13 protein-coding genes are annotated in these 17194 nt (G+C 45.7%); 11 read left to right on the top strand and 2 right to left on the bottom strand.

Going from position 1 to position 17194, the window contains the following annotated elements:
• Positions 1–4: 4 nt before the first annotated feature.
• From BK816_RS03330 to BK816_RS03375, 10 genes are all read left to right on the top strand, one after another.
• Positions 5–1309, top strand: a complete 1305-nt coding sequence (locus BK816_RS03330; RefSeq protein ID WP_071163908.1) for a lipopolysaccharide biosynthesis protein — start codon at positions 5–7, stop codon at positions 1307–1309.
• On the top strand, positions 1296–3338 hold the full coding sequence (locus BK816_RS03335; protein WP_071163909.1) for a DUF6541 family protein: 2043 nt from the start codon (positions 1296–1298) through the stop codon (positions 3336–3338). Before BK816_RS03330 ends, BK816_RS03335 begins: the two co-directional genes overlap by 14 nt.
• Before the next feature lie 97 nt (positions 3339–3435).
• Positions 3436–4740, top strand: a complete 1305-nt coding sequence (locus BK816_RS03340; RefSeq protein WP_071163910.1) for a nucleotide sugar dehydrogenase — start codon at positions 3436–3438, stop codon at positions 4738–4740.
• Between the two features lie 55 nt (positions 4741–4795).
• Positions 4796–6940, top strand: coding sequence for a DUF6541 family protein (locus tag BK816_RS03345; protein WP_071163911.1), 2145 nt, complete (start codon positions 4796–4798; stop codon positions 6938–6940).
• A 139-nt stretch (positions 6941–7079) separates the two neighbouring features.
• Entirely contained in the window at positions 7080–8501 is a 1422-nt protein-coding gene (locus tag BK816_RS03350; RefSeq protein WP_071163912.1) for a glycosyltransferase, read from the top strand.
• Positions 8498–9088 carry a glycosyltransferase gene (locus BK816_RS03355; RefSeq protein ID WP_071163913.1) on the top strand — a complete coding sequence of 197 codons (591 nt, stop codon included), beginning with the start codon at positions 8498–8500 and terminating at the stop codon, positions 9086–9088. Before BK816_RS03350 ends, BK816_RS03355 begins: the two co-directional genes overlap by 4 nt.
• A 42-nt stretch (positions 9089–9130) precedes the next feature.
• On the top strand, positions 9131–10321 hold the full coding sequence (glf, locus tag BK816_RS03360; protein WP_071163914.1) for a UDP-galactopyranose mutase: 1191 nt from the start codon (positions 9131–9133) through the stop codon (positions 10319–10321).
• Positions 10314–12266: a glycosyltransferase gene (locus tag BK816_RS03365; RefSeq protein WP_071163915.1), complete on the top strand. Its 1953-nt coding sequence runs from the start codon at positions 10314–10316 to the stop codon at positions 12264–12266. The genes glf and BK816_RS03365 overlap by 8 nt, the downstream gene beginning before the upstream one ends.
• 3 nt (positions 12267–12269) lie before the next feature.
• Positions 12270–13178 carry an ABC transporter permease gene (locus tag BK816_RS03370; protein WP_236842353.1) on the top strand — a complete coding sequence of 303 codons (909 nt, stop codon included), beginning with the start codon at positions 12270–12272 and terminating at the stop codon, positions 13176–13178.
• Positions 13175–13906, top strand: a complete 732-nt coding sequence (locus BK816_RS03375; RefSeq protein ID WP_241270832.1) for an ABC transporter ATP-binding protein — start codon at positions 13175–13177, stop codon at positions 13904–13906. The genes BK816_RS03370 and BK816_RS03375 overlap by 4 nt, the downstream gene beginning before the upstream one ends.
• A 59-nt stretch (positions 13907–13965) precedes the next feature.
• Here BK816_RS03375 and BK816_RS03380 read toward each other — a convergent pair whose 3' ends face one another.
• Together BK816_RS03380 and BK816_RS03385 are read right to left on the bottom strand one after the other, a co-directional pair.
• Entirely contained in the window at positions 13966–15045 is a 1080-nt protein-coding gene (locus BK816_RS03380) for a glycosyltransferase family 2 protein (RefSeq protein WP_071163918.1), read from the bottom strand.
• 30 nt (positions 15046–15075) lie between these two features.
• The gene (locus BK816_RS03385; protein WP_071163919.1) at positions 15076–16605 is read right to left on the bottom strand and encodes a polysaccharide pyruvyl transferase family protein; all 1530 of its coding nucleotides are present in this window, start codon (positions 16603–16605) and stop codon (positions 15076–15078) included.
• A gap of 288 nt (positions 16606–16893) precedes the next feature.
• On the opposite strand from BK816_RS03385, the gene BK816_RS03390 reads away from it, so the two are divergent.
• The gene (locus BK816_RS03390) at positions 16894–17193 is read left to right on the top strand and encodes a WhiB family transcriptional regulator (protein WP_071163920.1); all 300 of its coding nucleotides are present in this window, start codon (positions 16894–16896) and stop codon (positions 17191–17193) included.
• The last annotated feature ends 1 nt before the right edge of the window (position 17194 follow it).

Consider the following 17194-nt stretch of genomic DNA (forward strand, 5'->3'; position numbering starts at 1 on the left):
GACCATGAATTTTAAGAAATTTGTGTCCAGCAAGCTTGGTAAAAGCCCATTTATTAAGCACATGCTGACATTGGTTACGGGAACCGCCCTTGCCCAGTTTGCTTCTATTTTGTTACAGCCAGTCTTGTCAAGAATATATTCTCCGGAAGTCACCGGAGATATGGTGGTATTTTCGTCAGTAACCGCAATAGTTATTTCAATCGCTGCACTTCGTTATGATATGACGATTATGCTTCCTAAAAATGATGACGATGCACGGCAGCTAAAACGTTTAGCCACGAGAATCATCATTGGTTTCGCAATTACTTTGACGATAATTTCTGTTATTGGTTTTCCATGGATCAAGGGCAAGTATGGTCAGCTTGCTGCGATTTGTTTCTTATTTGCCGGCTTATCGGTATTTTTAGTGGCTGATTCTAGCGTCATCCAATATTGGCTAAATCGTAAGTTAAATTACAAAGCGATTGCGATAAATCGTGCGCAGCAATCGATTGGTTCCCAAACCGCCCAAATAATCCTCGGATTGGCTGGGTTAAGGAATGTTTTAGGTTTGCTATTCGGATTATTGATAGGTCAAATGGCGGCTTGGTTAAATATTCAGAGAAAGGTTCCAGACTCCAAAATATCGCCTCAACCTGATACTCCATCCCTAAAAGAGATGGCGTATAGATATCGGAAGATGCCATTACTTAATGGTCCTAATACGTTAGTTGATGCAGTTAGATTCAACGGCATTATTCTCTTGTTAACTCTAACATTCGGGCGTGCCATGGGTGGCGAGTTCTCAAAAGCTTGGGCACTGAGTGAAGCTCCTGTAGCTTTGATAAATGGAGCAATCGCTCAAGTATTTTTTCAACGTCTAGCAACGGTCGAGCAGGGCGAAATGACAGGGCTAGTTCGTGCTGCGATTAAAAGGGCATTTATCGTTGGGCTAATTCCTTTTACCTTGTTTTATTTCCTATCCCCACCCTTAGTAACATGGTATTTAGGCAGTGAATGGTCCAATGCAGGATATTATGCGCAGGCTTTAGTACCTTGGTTATACCTGCAGTTGGCAACTTCGCCAGTAGCTTTTATTTTCGTAGTTACTGAGCAACAACAGCGATTGCTTGCATTCGCGGTAGTCTACGCAATCGTTCCGTTATCGTATCTTTGGTTTGTTCCTCACGAGAATCCTGTTGCCACAATTCGGGTTCTCGCGCTCATTATGGCGGGAATGCTAATTATCATGCTTTTGATGTCAGATAAAACTGCCCGAGACTTTGATAATGGTTTAACTACAGCTACTAAACAAGATGATCGAGAGTAACGTTTTTCTGATTACCCGGTTGGTGTTTATTGCTCTCTCCCTGGGACTTTTACTTTACCTTCCTGGTTGGCTGGTATTGCGCCAATTTGGGGCCAAGGGGTCGCTACAAACTGTGGGTGCGCCTGCTTTAACAGCGATGCTACTAGCGACGAATGCCGCGTTGATGCATCTATTATCAGTTCCTTGGACTCCACCAACGGTAATCTTAAGCCTCTTATTTAGTGTGTTGATCTGTTTTTGGATATCTCACAAGACGAAGACCACACAAGCTTTGTCGTTAACTGCTTATGCTCCTGATGTCTTCGATTCAAAATGGATGAAGGCTCTCACTGCTCTTGCAGCTTTCTTTTTATTGTTACCTCCAGTATGGGAAGGGACTCTACGTCAGATCCCGCAACATTCAGATTCAATTTTTCATTTAAACGGGGTATGGAGCATTTTGACGTACGAAAATGCTTCACCTTACAGCGGATTAGCGCCACTTTATGGAGCCGGAGTAAAGCACATCTACTATGCCGCTGTCTGGCATGAATGGATTTCCCTTGTATCGAACGTTAACAATATTGTGGTCGTAACTAATGTGGCGCTCTGGATTCTACCGTTGGTTTGGCTCCACCAGATTGTCGTGTTGACGGCAATGATTTGGCCTAATAATCCGCATCCGAAACACTGGGCACCACTTATCGTTGTCGCCTCACCTTTAGTGCCAACTGCTTTAACTACGATTATTTCGCGGTGGCCTAATGCTTTAGCAGTTACCATCTTGCCCGGCATCATTGCTTGGATGCTTTTCACTTTCAGATATTACTACCATCGAAAACAAGCAAATAGTTTTGGTACAGCGTCACTTGTTATTGCTGGGCTAGCGATGTGGCTGGGAGCGATACTAACTCATCTATCATCTCTAGTGTCGATTGTGTTTCTTTTCTTTCCTATAGGAGTAGAAACTCTCCTGCGAGTAATTCGTGCATGGAAACGAGGAACTCTAACTGCGATAAACAAACTTGTTTTTACTTCATTCGTATTGGTGCTGACGATTTGGACGCTCCTCGTAGGAAAGATGAGCTGGAAGTTTATGCTAACCCAAGTTGGAAAAAACTTGACTTGGGATCATCCACTTCTGAAATTGCTGGGCATCCTCCGATTATATAATCGTAATGATGGAGCTTTTTGGCAAAGCATTATTCTTAATTTTGTTCCAGCTCTGATTGTAGTTGGGATTTATATTACCGTTAAAAATAAGCGCCTACATTGGTCTGCGCTTTGTTTTATTTGGTTCTTTTTTCTAACTTTTGCGTCGGTAGTTCGTATCCCATTTTTCACCTTATTAACTGCATGGTGGTTTTCTTCTAGCTTGAGGATGCTAAGTGTACTTTCCGTCCTCGGTCTGCCGCTAGCGGCAGCTGGGGGAGCAGCTATCTCTCAATACTTGAGAAAACTTTGGCAACCAAAACTAACCGGTTCTTTAGCCACTTTAAGAGCACAGAGAATATTGGCTTTAGGGCTAGTAGGCTTATGTGCATTTGGAGCGACTCCATTGCGTCTGTTTATGAATAATAATCTTTATCATCCGCTTAATGCATATAGTTTAAGACAGTACTCTCCAGGGGAATATCAACTGGGTCAAAGGATGAAAAATTACGTTAAACCTGGTGAAAAGGTTCTAGGCGAAGCTGGGAATGGTTCAGCGATGCTTCCCACTGTCGCGAATGTAGACGTCATGCTAAAACAACAGAACTATTCATCATTAGACCATGATGGCTATTTCTTGCGAAAGCATTTCAACAAATACAGTGAAGAGCCATCTGTTTGCCATTTAATTCGCAAGCATAACATCCGTTATTATTACGAAGATCCGCAGAAATGGTTTGGTGATCATAATTTGGAAGAGCGTTCACCAGGTCTTTTCAACGTTTTTACGGGACCAGGTTTTGAACTCATGGATCAAGCTGGTAAAGTCCGAATTTGGCGAATAACCTATTGCGATAATCACTTCCTAGATTATCCATTGCCACCTCGAAAACCATAAAATCTTGATTTTTCTATCAGTTTTCGTTGACTATGGGCATCAGATAAAACCATGGCGTAAACTAAAACTGTTCATTTGAGAAATAGGAGTTTGATTGATGCGTATTGCAGTTGTAGCTATGGGTAAGATCGGTTTGCCTTTGGCGGTTCAGTTTGCTGATTCTGGACACGAAGTTATTGGTGTTGATGTTAATCCGCGAACTGTGGAACTGATCAATAACGCAGTAGAACCATTCCCTGGTGAAGCTCATTTGCAAGAGAAACTTTCTGAGCTTGTGCCAGCAGGAAAACTACGTGCTACCACTGATTATGCTGAAGCAATTCCTCAGGCAGAAGCCGTAGTTATAGTTGTTCCGTTGTTCGTTAATGATGAGACTTGGGAACCGGATTTTGGCTGGATGGATGCTGCTACTCGTTCTCTTGGTGAACACTTGAAGCCAGGTACTCTTGTTTCTTACGAGACAACTTTGCCCGTTGGAACAACTCGTAACCGCTGGAAGCCATTGCTAGAAGAGATGTCTGGCTTGAAGGAAGGCGAAGATTTCCACTTGGTATTTAGCCCTGAACGAGTTCTGACTGGACGTGTATTTGCAGATCTTCGCCGTTACCCCAAACTAGTTGGCGGTCTTACTGATGCAGGTACCGCGAAAGCTATCGAATTTTATGAGTCAGTTTTGCAGTTCGATGATCGTCCTGATTTGCCTCGTCCTAATGGGGTCTGGGATATGGGTTGTGCTGAAGCCGCAGAAATGGCTAAGTTGGCTGAAACTACTTATCGGGATGTCAATATTGGTCTAGCTAATCAGTTTGCAGTTTATGCAGATAAGGTTGGGATTGATGTTCAGCGGGTTATTGATGCTTGTAATTCCCAGCCGTACAGTCATATTCACCGCCCAGGGATCGCAGTCGGTGGGCACTGTATTCCAGTTTATCCACGACTTTATTTGTCTACTGATCCGGATGCGTCTGTCGTTCGTACTGCGCGTACTTTCAATGCGGGTATGCCTCAGTATGTGGTTGATCAGGTGGAGACCATGTTTGGTTCTCTAGATGGTATGCGGGTGGCAGTACTTGGTGCTTCCTACCGTGGTGGTGTTAAAGAAACTGCCTTCTCCGGAATCTTCGCTACGGTTGAAGCCCTCCGTGAAAAGGGAGCAACCGTAATGGTTGAAGATCCTATGTTTACTGATGAAGAGCTTCGTTCATTCGGATGGGAACCATACCACTTTGGGCAAGAAGTTGATGCCGCTATTGTCCAGGCTGATCATGCAGAATACAAAACTATTTCTGCCAAGGACCTACCTGGCATCCGATTGCTTGCAGATGGTCGTCGTGTGACTGATCCAGAGCTTTGGCAAGGAACTCCTCGAATGGTCATCGGAGATGCCATTCGATCGCACTGATCCTGTTGTGGATCAATGATCCCTAACAGTTCAAACTAATATCTCGAGGAGTAATTTGTCGGCTTTTCCTTGGTTGGTTCTCACCTTGGCTTGTCTGGGGACATTCCTTTATCTGTTTATTATCGGATTTGCTCCAATCTTTTTACTTGGTGGGAAAAAACATGTTTTCTTTAGTGTCTTTCTCTCACCTGCGGTTGCAGTTTCAGTCCTAGCCGCTTGGGCAATAGCATCACATTATTTAAAGATTCCTTGGAATCGTGAAAATTTGCTGGCTTTAGGGGCTGTATTCGCCGTTGCGATAATTGCAAGGCTTATTTTTGAAGTAGTAAACGAAAAAAGGCACAAACAGAATCGTCATAAGGTTAGTCAGCATACCTTTGCAGACTCGTCTACAGATTCAAAAAAAGTGCGAGGCAGTAGTGATATTGCTATAGAGGGAAAAGCTAAATCTAAATCAGTTTGGAACACCGGCCCACTTGAGAACAACAACGGTGAGATTAACGCCAAAGTTACTGCTTTACTCCTAGCAATTGTCGGTATCGGATTTGGACTGCTTTACTTTTCTCAGTTTGAACGGCCAGACTTATTTAGCCAAACTTACGATGCAGTTTTTCACTTAAACCAGACTCAGTGGTTTATCTCGCGTCAAGACGGATCGTCATTCCACACCAATATTCTTGGCACTAATCAAATGAAGGGATTTTATCCGTCCGCTTGGCACGATGTTACTTCTGCAATCGCCATGCTTTTTGGATTGAAAGTCCCATTGGCCACTAACGTGGTTTCATGGTGGGTAATGGGGATCGTTTGGCCATTTTCAAATGCCGCATTTGCATATGTGATTGGCTCAGATAAGCGCACCAAATTAGTCAGTTTTGTTTTAGTTGCTTCCTATGCGTTCGTAGCCTTCCCATATCTAATTGCATATTGGGGAGTACTATACCCAACGGTATTGAGCTATTCTCTTGCTCCAGCTTTGCTAGCTCTAATCTACACGTTTGCTCAGACGAGAAGGATAAGAACTGCACTACTGGCTTTGGGTGGTATTCTCTTACTTTTTGTTGGAGTAGCTTTAGCTCAAACAGCGACCGTGTTCTTAGTGGCGGTCTTAAGTTTGCCTGCTTTCTATATGTTTATTAGGCATATTCTTTGTGATATTAAGTTTCCGCGATGGTTGGCTGCAATCTTCGCCTTTGGGCTAACAGTTGCTTTAGTCTTAGGCCTCGATAATCTTTCGATGAGGATACCTACTATCAAACACTTGCGTACCGCTTTTGTTGGATGGGATCCACCATATGAAAGCTTCGGAGATAGCTTGTGGTACACCTTAATGGGAGTCGTACCGATGCTAATGTGGACGCAAGCATTGATTTATTCCATCAGCGTGCAAATTCTCTGTCTACTTGGCTGTGTCTGGTTGGTAAAACATCGGCGAGGAACTATTGTCGTTGCTTATTTCACGGTAATTATGATGGCTGCTACGCTTTTCTCAATTACTGGTCCTTGGCGTGAGTACCTGTTCGGTTTCTGGTACACAGATAACAATCGGCTGGTCAGTGCGATTCCGATAGCTGCGGTGCAAACTCTCAGCGCTGGTATGCTTTTGGTCTACGAGTGGTTCTCCAAACAGATAAAAATTGTGGGGAAATCTAAGTTACTCTTTAAATATCCAGAACTAACTGTTTCCATTGTGGCTCTAGGGCTTTATATGGGTTCGGCTCCGGTAACAGCGGTAATGCATCAGTTAAGTATGATTTACGATCTTGATGAAGACCCGATTGTGTCGGAAGAGCTAGTGTCAAAGGATGAATTTGAGCTACTTAATCGCTTGGAAAGAGAAGTACCGAAGCAAGATACTATTTTAGGTAATCCTTGGTATGGAACGGCTTTAGCGCAGCCCTATAGCGGTCGTAAGGTGCTCTTTCCTCACTTGGCTGATTCTAATAATCCAGATGCGATTTATCTTGCACGAAATCTAAACCGGGCAAAAGTTGATCCAAAAGTTTGTCCATTAGTGCGGAAATATCAAGCATATTATGTCCTTGATTTCTCTGGGAACGTATTATGGGGCGGTAGGGATAAAGAGCATCGACAGATGAACTATCCAGGCCTAAACAATTTAGTGCCTCTTGATCTAGCCACTGTGGTGGATCAAGAGGGAGAAGCACGTCTGCTAAAGCTAACAGTTTGCCAGCCGTAACTCACTTAGCGAATATCTAGAGGACGATCGCTAGGCTAGCGACGAATCAGGTTTGCGCTTTATTACGGAAAGACTTGTTTTATTAACAATTTTCCGTGTGTCGCTTTAACCGGCGTATTGCATCCTTTAGACTGGGAGAATGAGAAACAACCGTCCAAAAGTTGTAGTGGCCTTAGTGGCCTACAACCGTGCACCACTTTTGAAAGAGTGTCTTGATGCTCTTTCTGTTCAAAGTGTGCAGCCTACAGCTGTTGTGGCGGTCGATAATGCTTCAAGCGATCAAACGCCTGAGATTCTTGCTGCGCATCCAGTGGTTTCGCATACTCTGCGCCTAGAACGTAATACGGGAGGTGCTGGAGGATATGCAGCGGCTATCGCTTTAGCGCTTGAAAAGGCCGAAGCCGACTGGGTTTGGATCATGGACGACGACACAATTCCATCGCCTACCGCCCTCGAAAAACTTATTGAAGTTCGCGATAGCTATCCGGAACCAGTAACTTTGTTGGCATCTAAAGCTATCTGGACTGATGGGAATACCCATCCTATGAATACGCATCGGCAGCGTCCATTTGCTTCTAAAGAAGAAATTCAAGCTGCGAAACAATACGGAGCAATGCCAGTTAGAGCTGCGTCATTCGTATCGATATTAGTTCGAGCTGAAGCCATCAGAGCTAATGGCCTCCCGATTGCTGACTACTTTTTATGGAATGACGATCTAGAGTACACCGCACGTTTATTGCGCGATGGGGTAGGGCTCTATGTTCCTGCTTCAGTGGTTACTCATAAGACCAAGCAGTTGGCGAGTGCCACTGATGATCCCGGCGAGCGCTTTTATTATGAAGCTCGAAATAAACGCTGGTTCCTTAAGTCAGACCATCTACGAGCGCGAGACCGTATCCTTTGGGGCGGAGCTACTGTCGTTCGTTGGGGAAAGATGTTCCTCAAATCGAAGCAAAGAAAGCAACTCTGGCAGTTAGGATATAAAGGCTGGAAAGACGGTTCGCAAACGCCAAAGACTAATGAAGAGTATTTTGCCGATCTACCAAAGGTGCGTCAGGTGATTTCGGGGTTAGATGATCAGACCGAAACCATCCAAAATAATCAAGGAACCCCCAAGATTTTGATGGCTGGTTCCTCTGGAGGTCACCTAGCACAGCTACGAAATCTTTCATATTGGTATCAAGATTTAGACGTGACTTGGTTGACCTTTGATACCGAGGACGCAAAAACAGCTTTGGAAGGTGAACGGGTTATTTGGGCCACACACTCACCTGAACGCAAATGGCAGCAGTTGATCAAATCAGCAAAACTGGCAAGAAGGACTCTTGATAAATCACGGCCAGACCTAATTATCTCGGCTGGAGCTTCCTTAGGAATTATGGCTTTACTGTATGGCAAAATGTTGGGCGTGCCAACTCTATATATTGAAGTTTTTGACCGGATAAAGTTGCGTTCACTTTCAGGTCGGATCGCTTATCGTTTGGCCGACGAATTTTGTGTGCAATGGGAAGAACAAAAGAAACTCTATCCCAAAGCTAAACTAGTGGGACCACTATTATGACTGAAAATGTTTTACAGCTGATAGCCCGAAAAAGCGAGTACGATCAGTTGGTCGTGTTCATGGTTGGTACCCACCATTTGGCTTTTGATCGGTTTATTGGTTATGCCGAGGCATATAGCACGGAACACCCTAATTCCCTTGTTCTAATCCAGTATGGTTCTTCTCGGGCTCCGCGTGCAGGACACGGCTTTGCTTTTTTCACCAAAGAAGAAAGCAAAATTTTGTCCCAAAAGGCGGATTTGTTAGTGGCGCATGGCGGTCCTTCGATCATGATGGAATGGGCCAGAGAAGGCCACTATCCAGTATGTGTTCCGAGGAACCCCAAATTAGGGGAGCACATCGATGAACATCAAATGGTGTTCTGTGAAATGATGCAGAATCGTGGATTGACCATTACTGCTCACAATGAAGAAGAACTGAAGATTGCAATCCAACATGTCTTAGCCGATCAGATGCCCAGATCTGAACGTGCTCGACGTTGTAACCAGCTTCTACCACCTGTGACAATTTCCGCTAGTCGCGTGGGAGAGCTAGCAAACGCCCTGATTCAAGCGGGGCGTGATAGATTAAGACAAACGAAGTCCTGAACTAGTAAATAGCTCAGTCACTAACTCAAGGAGAAACCTAACGTGGAAGCCGACATCGTAATTGTGGGAACGGGCTTTTTTGGTCTGACCATTGCCGAACGTTGTGCCAATGAACTTGGTCTAAAAGTACTAATGCTTGAAAAGCGCAACCATATCGGCGGCAACGCATACTCGGAAGCCGATCCAGAGACTGGAATTGAAATCCACAAGTACGGCGCACATTTATTCCATACTTCGAACGAAAAAGTATGGAAATATGTAAATCAGTTCACCTCGTTTACGAACTATGTCCACAAGGTATACACCAACCACAAAGGTGAAGTTTTCCCGATGCCGATTAACCTCGGAACGATTAACCAGTTCTTCCGAGCAGCCTACACACCTGATGAGGCAAAAGCACTGATCGCTGAACAAGCTGGGGAACTTGCTGGAAAAGATCCTGAGAATTTAAACGATAAGGGAATTAGCCTGATCGGGCGTCCATTGTATGAAGCCTTTATTAAGGAATACACCGGGAAGCAATGGCAAACAGATCCCAAAAACCTACCGGCCTCGATTATTTCTCGTTTGCCGGTACGTTATAACTACGACAATCGTTACTTTAACGACACATATGAAGGTTTGCCCACGAATGGGTACACAGCTTGGATCAATGCCATGGTTGATAATCCAAATATTGAAATCAAGACTGAAACTGACTTTTTCGATGAGAGCCAGCCCTATAATAAAGCTGCTTTAGTCGGAAAAATCCCAGTAGTTTACACTGGTCCCCTTGATCGTTACTTTGACTACAGTGAAGGTAAACTATCTTGGCGCACGATTGACTTCGAAACTGAGCATCTCGAGGTAACAGATTTCCAGGGTACTTCAGTAATGAATTACGCTGATGCGGAAATCAATTACACTCGTATCATCGAGCCTCGTCACTTCCACCCAGAACGTGAGTATCCTGAAGGCAAGACGGTGATTATGCGCGAGTTCTCCCGTTTTGCGAACGAGGACGACGAACCGTACTATCCAATCAACTCGGATGACGATCGAACTGCACTATTGGCGTATCGGGAAAAGGCTAAGCAAGAAACCGATGTCTTGTTCGGTGGACGTTTAGGAACTTACCAGTATCTCGATATGCATATGGCTATCGGTTCAGCGTTAACCGCATTCGAAAACCTAGTGGCACCACATTTCCGAGATGGCGCACCTTTTGCAGCTAAGGAGAAAGCAAATGACTGAAACCATGCTCCAGCGGCTTATTTTTTCCGCAGAATCTGATGCGGATCTGATGCCGCTTTACGCTGAAGGACGCCTGGAGAACACTGAATTTCCAGACACGATTGCGGCAGCTGAGCGTGCCAAGCTTAAGTCGTACACTCGAACCAGTGCGGTAATCGCTGCTGGTCAGTACGTTTCTTTTGCGACCTACTTCAACGCGTTTCCTGCAGCTTATTGGTTCCGTTTCACGCCACTTCGCAAAGTCACCTTACGGATTGAAGCGAAGGGTGAAGGTAAAGTACTAGTTTATCGCTCAAGTGCGAAAGCAAACTGCTACCGTATCGAAACTTTGGAAATCGATCATGACGGTACTTACGAGATTACCCTGCCCCTAGCCAAGTTCCGTGATGGCGGTTGGTACTGGATTGATGCTCAAGCTGGCGAAAAGGATCTTGTTCTAAATTCCGTACAGTGGGTTACCGATGTAAAGGGTCGAATTGAGAACCCAAAGATCACCATTGGTATTACCACTTTCAACCGCCCAGAAGACTGTGTTCTCGCCCTCGGACAGTTGGCAGAGTCAGATGCGGTTGCTGAGGTTCTCAATGAGATCGTGGTGGTCGACCAAGGCAATAAGAACGTGGTCGATGAAGAAAACTACCCACAAGTAAAGCAGAAACTGGGCGATAAACTCCGCGTAATCACTCAGCCTAACCTAGGCGGTTCAGGCGGCTTTACCCGAGGTATGTATGAGGCTTGCCAAAACGGTTCAGACTTTGTGATTTTGCTAGATGATGACGTTCGAGTTGAGGCAGAAGGCTTTGCTCGCGCAGCCATTTTTGGCGCTATGTGTACGAAAGATACTATCGTTGGTGGGCACATGTTCTCCATGTACCAGCGAACTCTGCTTCACGCTTATGCAGAAGCGGTTTCTCAGAAGAACTTCTGGTGGGGTCCGATTCCGGGAACTCCTGCCAACCACGATTTTGCCAAGCTGTCCTTGCGCTCGACTCCAGCGATCCACCACCTAGCTGTTGGTAACTACAACGGTTGGTGGATGTGCATGATCCCAACTAAAACTATCAAGAAGATCGGTATGTCCTTGCCATTCTTCATCAAGTGGGATGACTCGGAATATGGCCTGCGTGCGGCTAACAACGGGGTACCGACAGTTTCGCTCCCTGGGGTTGCAGTTTGGCACGTGCCGTGGACAGACAAGGATGACTCCCTTGACTGGCAAGCTTACTTCCACCAGCGTAACCGAGTGGTAGCGGCATTAATGCACTCCAAGCTCAGCCATGGTGGACGTTTGCTACCTCAGTCCACTACTGCTCAACTCAAGCACCTATTGTCTAGCCAATACTCGGTAGTGGCTCTACGCAACAAGGCAATTGCGGATATTCTTCGTGGGCCTGAACATATGCATGCAGAAATTGCAACGATTGTCCCTGAAGTTCGTAAGCTCCGTGGCCAGTATCCAGACGCACAGGCTAAGGCTGAGCCGGATGCTTTCCCGCCCTCGCGAGTTGATGCCAAACTTTCTAAAGAAGAAACTTTGCACCGCCCGCACAAGCACTCCCATCGTTTGCTCATGGCAGCCACCGGTTTGGCACGGCACTTCATTAAGCCGAAGAAGCTATCGCGCAAATACCCGGAAATGTATGTTCCGTTCAGGGATGCCGAATGGATCGTTCTTTCCCAGCTTGACTCCGCCGTAGTTTCTAACTCTGATGGTTCCGCTGCTTCTTGGTATCAGCGAGATCCGAAGATTTTCCGGGAACTGCTGAATGAATCAAATCGCCTACACCGTGAATTATGGCGACGCTGGCCTGAACTTTCTGCTAAGTATAAGGCAGCAGCCAGTGAAGTAACTGGAACTAAGGCATGGGAACGTACCTTGGGGATTGACTCTCAAGCAGCGGCCGAGGAGAGTACTTTGGTAGAATCCACGTCTGTTAAAAACTAGGTTTTGGAGGAAAATTTGAGTAGCCAAACGCCGCTCTCTGCTCCTGACAAACTCACCGTCCCAGGACGCGGAAAAGGTCTAATTGACGTTTTCCGACAGCGATATTTGCTTAAGCTCATCGTTAAAAAAGAGCTTCGAGTTCGATATCACGGATCAGTCCTGGGAATGATGTGGAGTTACGTCAAACCAGCAACACAGTTCGTAGTCTACTTTTTGGCTATGGGTGTCTTCCTCGCCCTCGGACGAAACCACCCTGGCTATGCAGTCTACTTATTTTCTGGCATGGTGGTAATTAACTATTTCTCAGAAATTCTATCTAATGCGACGCGTACCCTAGTTTGGAATGCGCCGTTAATTAAGAAGATCTATTTGCCTCGAGAGATGTTCCCGGTGGCTAGCATTTGGGTGGCGATGGTTCATCTGTTCCCGCAACTTTTGGTGTTGCTAGTTGGTACCTTAGCTTACGGATACATCTATCAATCACCGATTCCTGATTTTATGATGTTTGCTAGATCAGTCGGTGCAATTTTCTTAGGCACGCTAATGGTTACTATTTTGTCTCTGGGGTTAGGGCTAATCTTTGGCACTTTTAATGTGTTCTTCAGGGATTCCGAAAATCTCGTAGATTTATTGCTGTTAGTAGCAGTATGGATGTCTCCAGTGCTTTATCCCTTGAAGATGGTGGCTGAAAACGCTCCGGCTTGGGTATATGACCTGTATATCCTAAATCCTGTAACCATTGCAGTGGAACTGTTCCATTACGGTTTTTGGTTGCCAATTACTACGGCTCCTGAACATATGGAAAATTTGCTGGCAATGACTGGACTCGGATTTTTAGTGTCGTTTGTTTTCCTCTTAATCGGACAATGGGTTTTCCGTCGTCATGAGGGCAACTTTGCACAGGAGCTATGATGGAACCGAGAATTAGTGTTGAAAATGTTAGCAAGCATTTCGTGCTCCGTCACCGTCGAGCTCTTAAAGACCTAGCGATTGCTGCATTATCGCGTAAAGAGGTCGGGATTGATCGCTTTTGCGCAGTAGATCAGGTTGATTTTACGGTCAACGAAGGTGAAACTGTAGCATTGCTTGGCTATAACGGCTCAGGTAAATCTACGCTGCTAAAAATGATTTCAGGGGTGCTTCGTCCTGATGACGGCAGGGTGCGAACCCGAGGTCGAGTAGCTGGTCTGATCGAGGTCGGGGCTGGTTTTCACCCGGACTTAACTGGGCGTGAAAATGTCTACCTTAATGGTGCCATCTTGGGTATGAGTGAAGCTCAGATCGACCAAGCTTATGACGATATCGTAGCCTTTAGCGAGATCGAGCGTTTCATGGATACTGAGGTTAAGTTTTATTCCTCTGGTATGTTTTTGCGCTTAGCTTTCTCTGTTGCAGTGCATTCAGATCCTGAAGTGTTCTTGATCGATGAGATCCTGGCGGTTGGCGATGAACCCTTCCAAAAGAAATGCATCTCTAGGATTAAGGAACTGCGAGAAAGTGGTAGAACTTTAGTAATCGTCTCGCATGATTTGGATATGGTCTCGAAGCTTTGTGAGCGTGGCATTCTCCTTGATCACGGAAAGATGATTATGGATGGGCCGACCTCGGAAGTGGTTGAACGGATGAGGGCTGGAAACTAGCTTCAAATAGTTTTAAATGCGGGGACCCGAGCGCTTACTTTTGCTCTGGTCCCCACATTTTACTTTTTGGGTTTAAGCTGCTTCAAGGCATTTCGCCCGAGGGCGATAACACTACTGTGATCAACCTTGTGCAGGAGCCAATTAAGCATTTCCTTGATTTCGCTAACTGTCTGTGTTTGCTGAGCAACCTGTTGTTCGAGTGCTCCGATTCTTTCATTTTGTGCAACTACAAGATCGGTCAGAGCACGAACTTGCTCGGCTAGGGGACGGATTTGATCGTTTAGGGACCTCAACTGGTCATTAGCATCGTTTAGCTTATGATCTAACTGGTAATTCTGTTCCCTAAGGAAGTGGAATTCAACGCCGTTGGCTAGTAGCCTTCCGATTTGCTCGTTGCTTAAATCATTTCCTAAGTATTCTCTTCGTATTTTTGAGTCATACTTGGTATGTTCGGATTGTGCTGCGAATACTGAGTTGCCCGTAGTTCCTTGAAGAGAGGGGCGTTGATGCCAGTAGGCGAGAGGTGCTCCATCTAGGAAGCCTATTTGGGAGTACCTCGCGAGTCTTAAGTGGTATTCCCAGTCTCCGACTACCGGCAAATCTGCGCGGAAGCCGCCGAGTTCATCTAGGGTTGATTTGCGGTAGAGGCAAGAGATGGGAACTGCCTGATTCTGTCTCGATAGGGAAATCAAATTAATGTCTCTAATTTCTGGCCAAGCAATTTGCCTGCCTTCGAAAACGATTTCTCCATCTTTGATAGTTTCGTAGATGATTTCAGTTCTTACTGCTACCGCACCCCAGTCTTGGTGCTTGCTCAAGGCTTCTGTGGTTTTTTCCAGGAAAGTTGGCTCCCAAGTGTCATCGTCATCATGAATAGAAATGAACTCGCCCCGTGCTTTTTCCAAGCCCAGATTAGAAGCCGCTTCCATTCCTCGGTTTTGCGGTAGATGTATAACTTCGAAACGAGAATCTGTTCCCCAAGACGATAGCACCTCGTCTACTGCCTTCGGATCACCACCATCATTGACAATAAACACCTCGTAATTGTTAAATGTCTGGGCAGTGATATCAGCGATTGCCCGGGTTAAGAACTTTGCTCGATCTTTAGTTCTCACAATGATGGAAACTCTTGGGCTCATGATCAACCTTTCGTGATGCTATGTAGGAGATTAGTTAGTTAGGGGACGACGATTAATCCACGGACCTTGGTGATAGTCGTAGGCAAATCGGGCATCTGCGAAAGTATCGTGTCGTCCAATCAAGCCGAATAAGTCGGCTTTAACAGTTTCTTGTTCGCTAAGCGCCGCTAGCGCTTCTTCGCGTTCTTGATCTAAACGTGCGGTTAGATCTGGAAATGATAGGTCTGTAGGTAATGGGGGCTGAGAGTGAGACGAGGAAAGCTGTTCGATTGTCTGTAGGTAATTTCCAGGTGGGGTCTGTTTTTGCAGCAGTATGCCAAGCATGTCATACCATGCAGCTTGAATCGCTTGTAGCTCGTTTCCGCGTTCCTCTAACGACTTGCTAATTTCAGCTCGATTCTCCCAAATCTTCTTGATGGTAGATAGTAGGCGAGATGAGCTGTTCGAAGAGGCGGGCGTCTTACTTTCCTCTGAGGAAATTAGGGACAAGTCGTGAACCGCGTCTGGCCGTTGCCAATGTGCACAAAGTCCGGTCATACGCACTGCGGTGTAGGCATTTTGTGCTAGACCAATTACTGGGACTGCTCTAGCTAGTCCAAATACCATTGGATGGAAGCGGGCCGAAATAACTAAAGCAGCCCGATTAACTCTGTTGGCGCTGACCAATGCCTGTTCGACGGGGAGAGCTACAACTGGAGAAGTCATCATTTTTGCCACTTTGTTCGTGAACTCTTCATCCCATGTATTGGATCGAGGGGGTGCCATATGCGGCACTAATAAAGTCGGTAGGTGTGTTATTTCGTGGATCTTGTCTAAAAATTTTGCCCACTCCTTGACGGGATCGGCACCTAAGGTATCATCAGTTTCAGGATTTAACGAAACTAAAACATATTGTTCGGTTTTTTCTCCGTGGGCACTTTGATTATTGGGCACCTTATGAGGGAAAAAGCTGGCGTCATCAATAACTAGCTGATGGTTAGCATCAGGGAAAGTAGCCTTTGCTAGCGTTAACGAGCTTTCGTCGCGCCACCCTAAAATGGCTGCGTGATTAAAGATATCGGTAGCTAAATCCTGGTCAGTCTCAGTTAAAGCAGGACCTAGTGTTTGACCTGAAATAGCATAAGGCTTGCCAAGTTTTTGGGCGATGTACATCGCTAACAAACGTTCTAAAAATAACCAGCCGTACTGAGAGTTTAAGGAGCCGCCACCAGCAATAAGTAGTGCGTCTACTTGTTCTAGTTCGCGAACTAATGCCACTAGTTCACTGTCTACATAAGCAACTTCAGAAGGAAGCAGAGTTGGACTTGAAATGGCTTGGTCGACAACCATTTTGGCATGTAGATAGGCAAGGTGGCGTTGGCCGGGATTGATCGGAAATGGAGTGGCCCAAATGGCATCAGTCTGATCAGAAGTGGCTCGTAGGGTGGCGATAATATCCCTAGTTATCAGGGTAACTTTGTGCCCTCTATCTTGTAGTAGTCGGCACGCCTGTAAGCCAATCGCCTCATCTCCGACGTGGTAGGTGTGTTGTCCGATATCTGCAAGAACTGCGATGCGCATAAACCCTCCTTTAGGTTATCCATATTCTACGGTTTACTTTGCGACGCTGCACTCTCGCCAAAAGTAAACGTGTGTGCTATATAACAATTTTCGGGTTTTTAGCGTTTCGCCGCGTGTCTGTTTGAAAATTAGGAAAAACGATTAGTGATATTTTTGGGTTTGGGGTGCCAAATCTTTGAAAATGGGCTAAGGTAACGAAATGTAATCGCAAATAACACTGATGTAGTTTTCATAGAATATAGCTATGATTGGTGTCAGCTTGATGAGACTTAACGAAAGGCGCGGGCAATGTGGAACATCCTAGGTGACGGCGAAATTGCCCCCACCTCATTTGATGAGCTTGGTGCTGAGCTTTTTGCTGATGATGGTTTGTTGGCCTGGCAAGAGCGTGCTCTGTGTGCCCAGACCGATCCCGAGGCCTTTTTCCCAGAGAAGGGTGGGTCTACTAGGGAAGCTAAAGGTGTTTGTGCCATGTGCGAAGTCCGTCAAGAATGTTTGGAATATGCGTTAGCAAATGACGAGCGCTTTGGCATTTGGGGCGGCATGTCCGAGAGGGAGCGGCGTAAGCTGAAGAAAGCTCAGGGTTAAT

Source organism: Boudabousia tangfeifanii (assembly GCF_001856685.1).
In the GTDB taxonomy this organism is placed as follows: Bacteria; Actinomycetota; Actinomycetes; order Actinomycetales; family Actinomycetaceae; genus Boudabousia; species Boudabousia tangfeifanii.

What these genes read in the sequence shown, in the direction of transcription:
- BK816_RS03335 (WP_071163909.1), top strand. Translation starts at nt 1,296, where the DNA reads ATGATCGAGAGTAACGTTTTTCTGATTACCCGGTTGGTGTTTATTGCT.
- BK816_RS03340 (WP_071163910.1), top strand. Translation starts at nt 3,436, where the DNA reads ATGCGTATTGCAGTTGTAGCTATGGGTAAGATCGGTTTGCCTTTGGCG.
- BK816_RS03375 (WP_241270832.1), top strand. Translation starts at nt 13,175, where the DNA reads ATGATGGAACCGAGAATTAGTGTTGAAAATGTTAGCAAGCATTTCGTG.
- BK816_RS03365 (WP_071163915.1), top strand. Translation starts at nt 10,314, where the DNA reads ATGACTGAAACCATGCTCCAGCGGCTTATTTTTTCCGCAGAATCTGAT.
- BK816_RS03385 (WP_071163919.1), bottom strand. Translation starts at nt 16,605, where the DNA reads ATGCGCATCGCAGTTCTTGCAGATATCGGACAACACACCTACCACGTC.
- BK816_RS03330 (WP_071163908.1), top strand. Translation starts at nt 5, where the DNA reads ATGAATTTTAAGAAATTTGTGTCCAGCAAGCTTGGTAAAAGCCCATTT.
- BK816_RS03390 (WP_071163920.1), top strand. Translation starts at nt 16,894, where the DNA reads ATGTGGAACATCCTAGGTGACGGCGAAATTGCCCCCACCTCATTTGAT.
- BK816_RS03350 (WP_071163912.1), top strand. Translation starts at nt 7,080, where the DNA reads ATGAGAAACAACCGTCCAAAAGTTGTAGTGGCCTTAGTGGCCTACAAC.
- BK816_RS03355 (WP_071163913.1), top strand. Translation starts at nt 8,498, where the DNA reads ATGACTGAAAATGTTTTACAGCTGATAGCCCGAAAAAGCGAGTACGAT.
- BK816_RS03380 (WP_071163918.1), bottom strand. Translation starts at nt 15,045, where the DNA reads ATGAGCCCAAGAGTTTCCATCATTGTGAGAACTAAAGATCGAGCAAAG.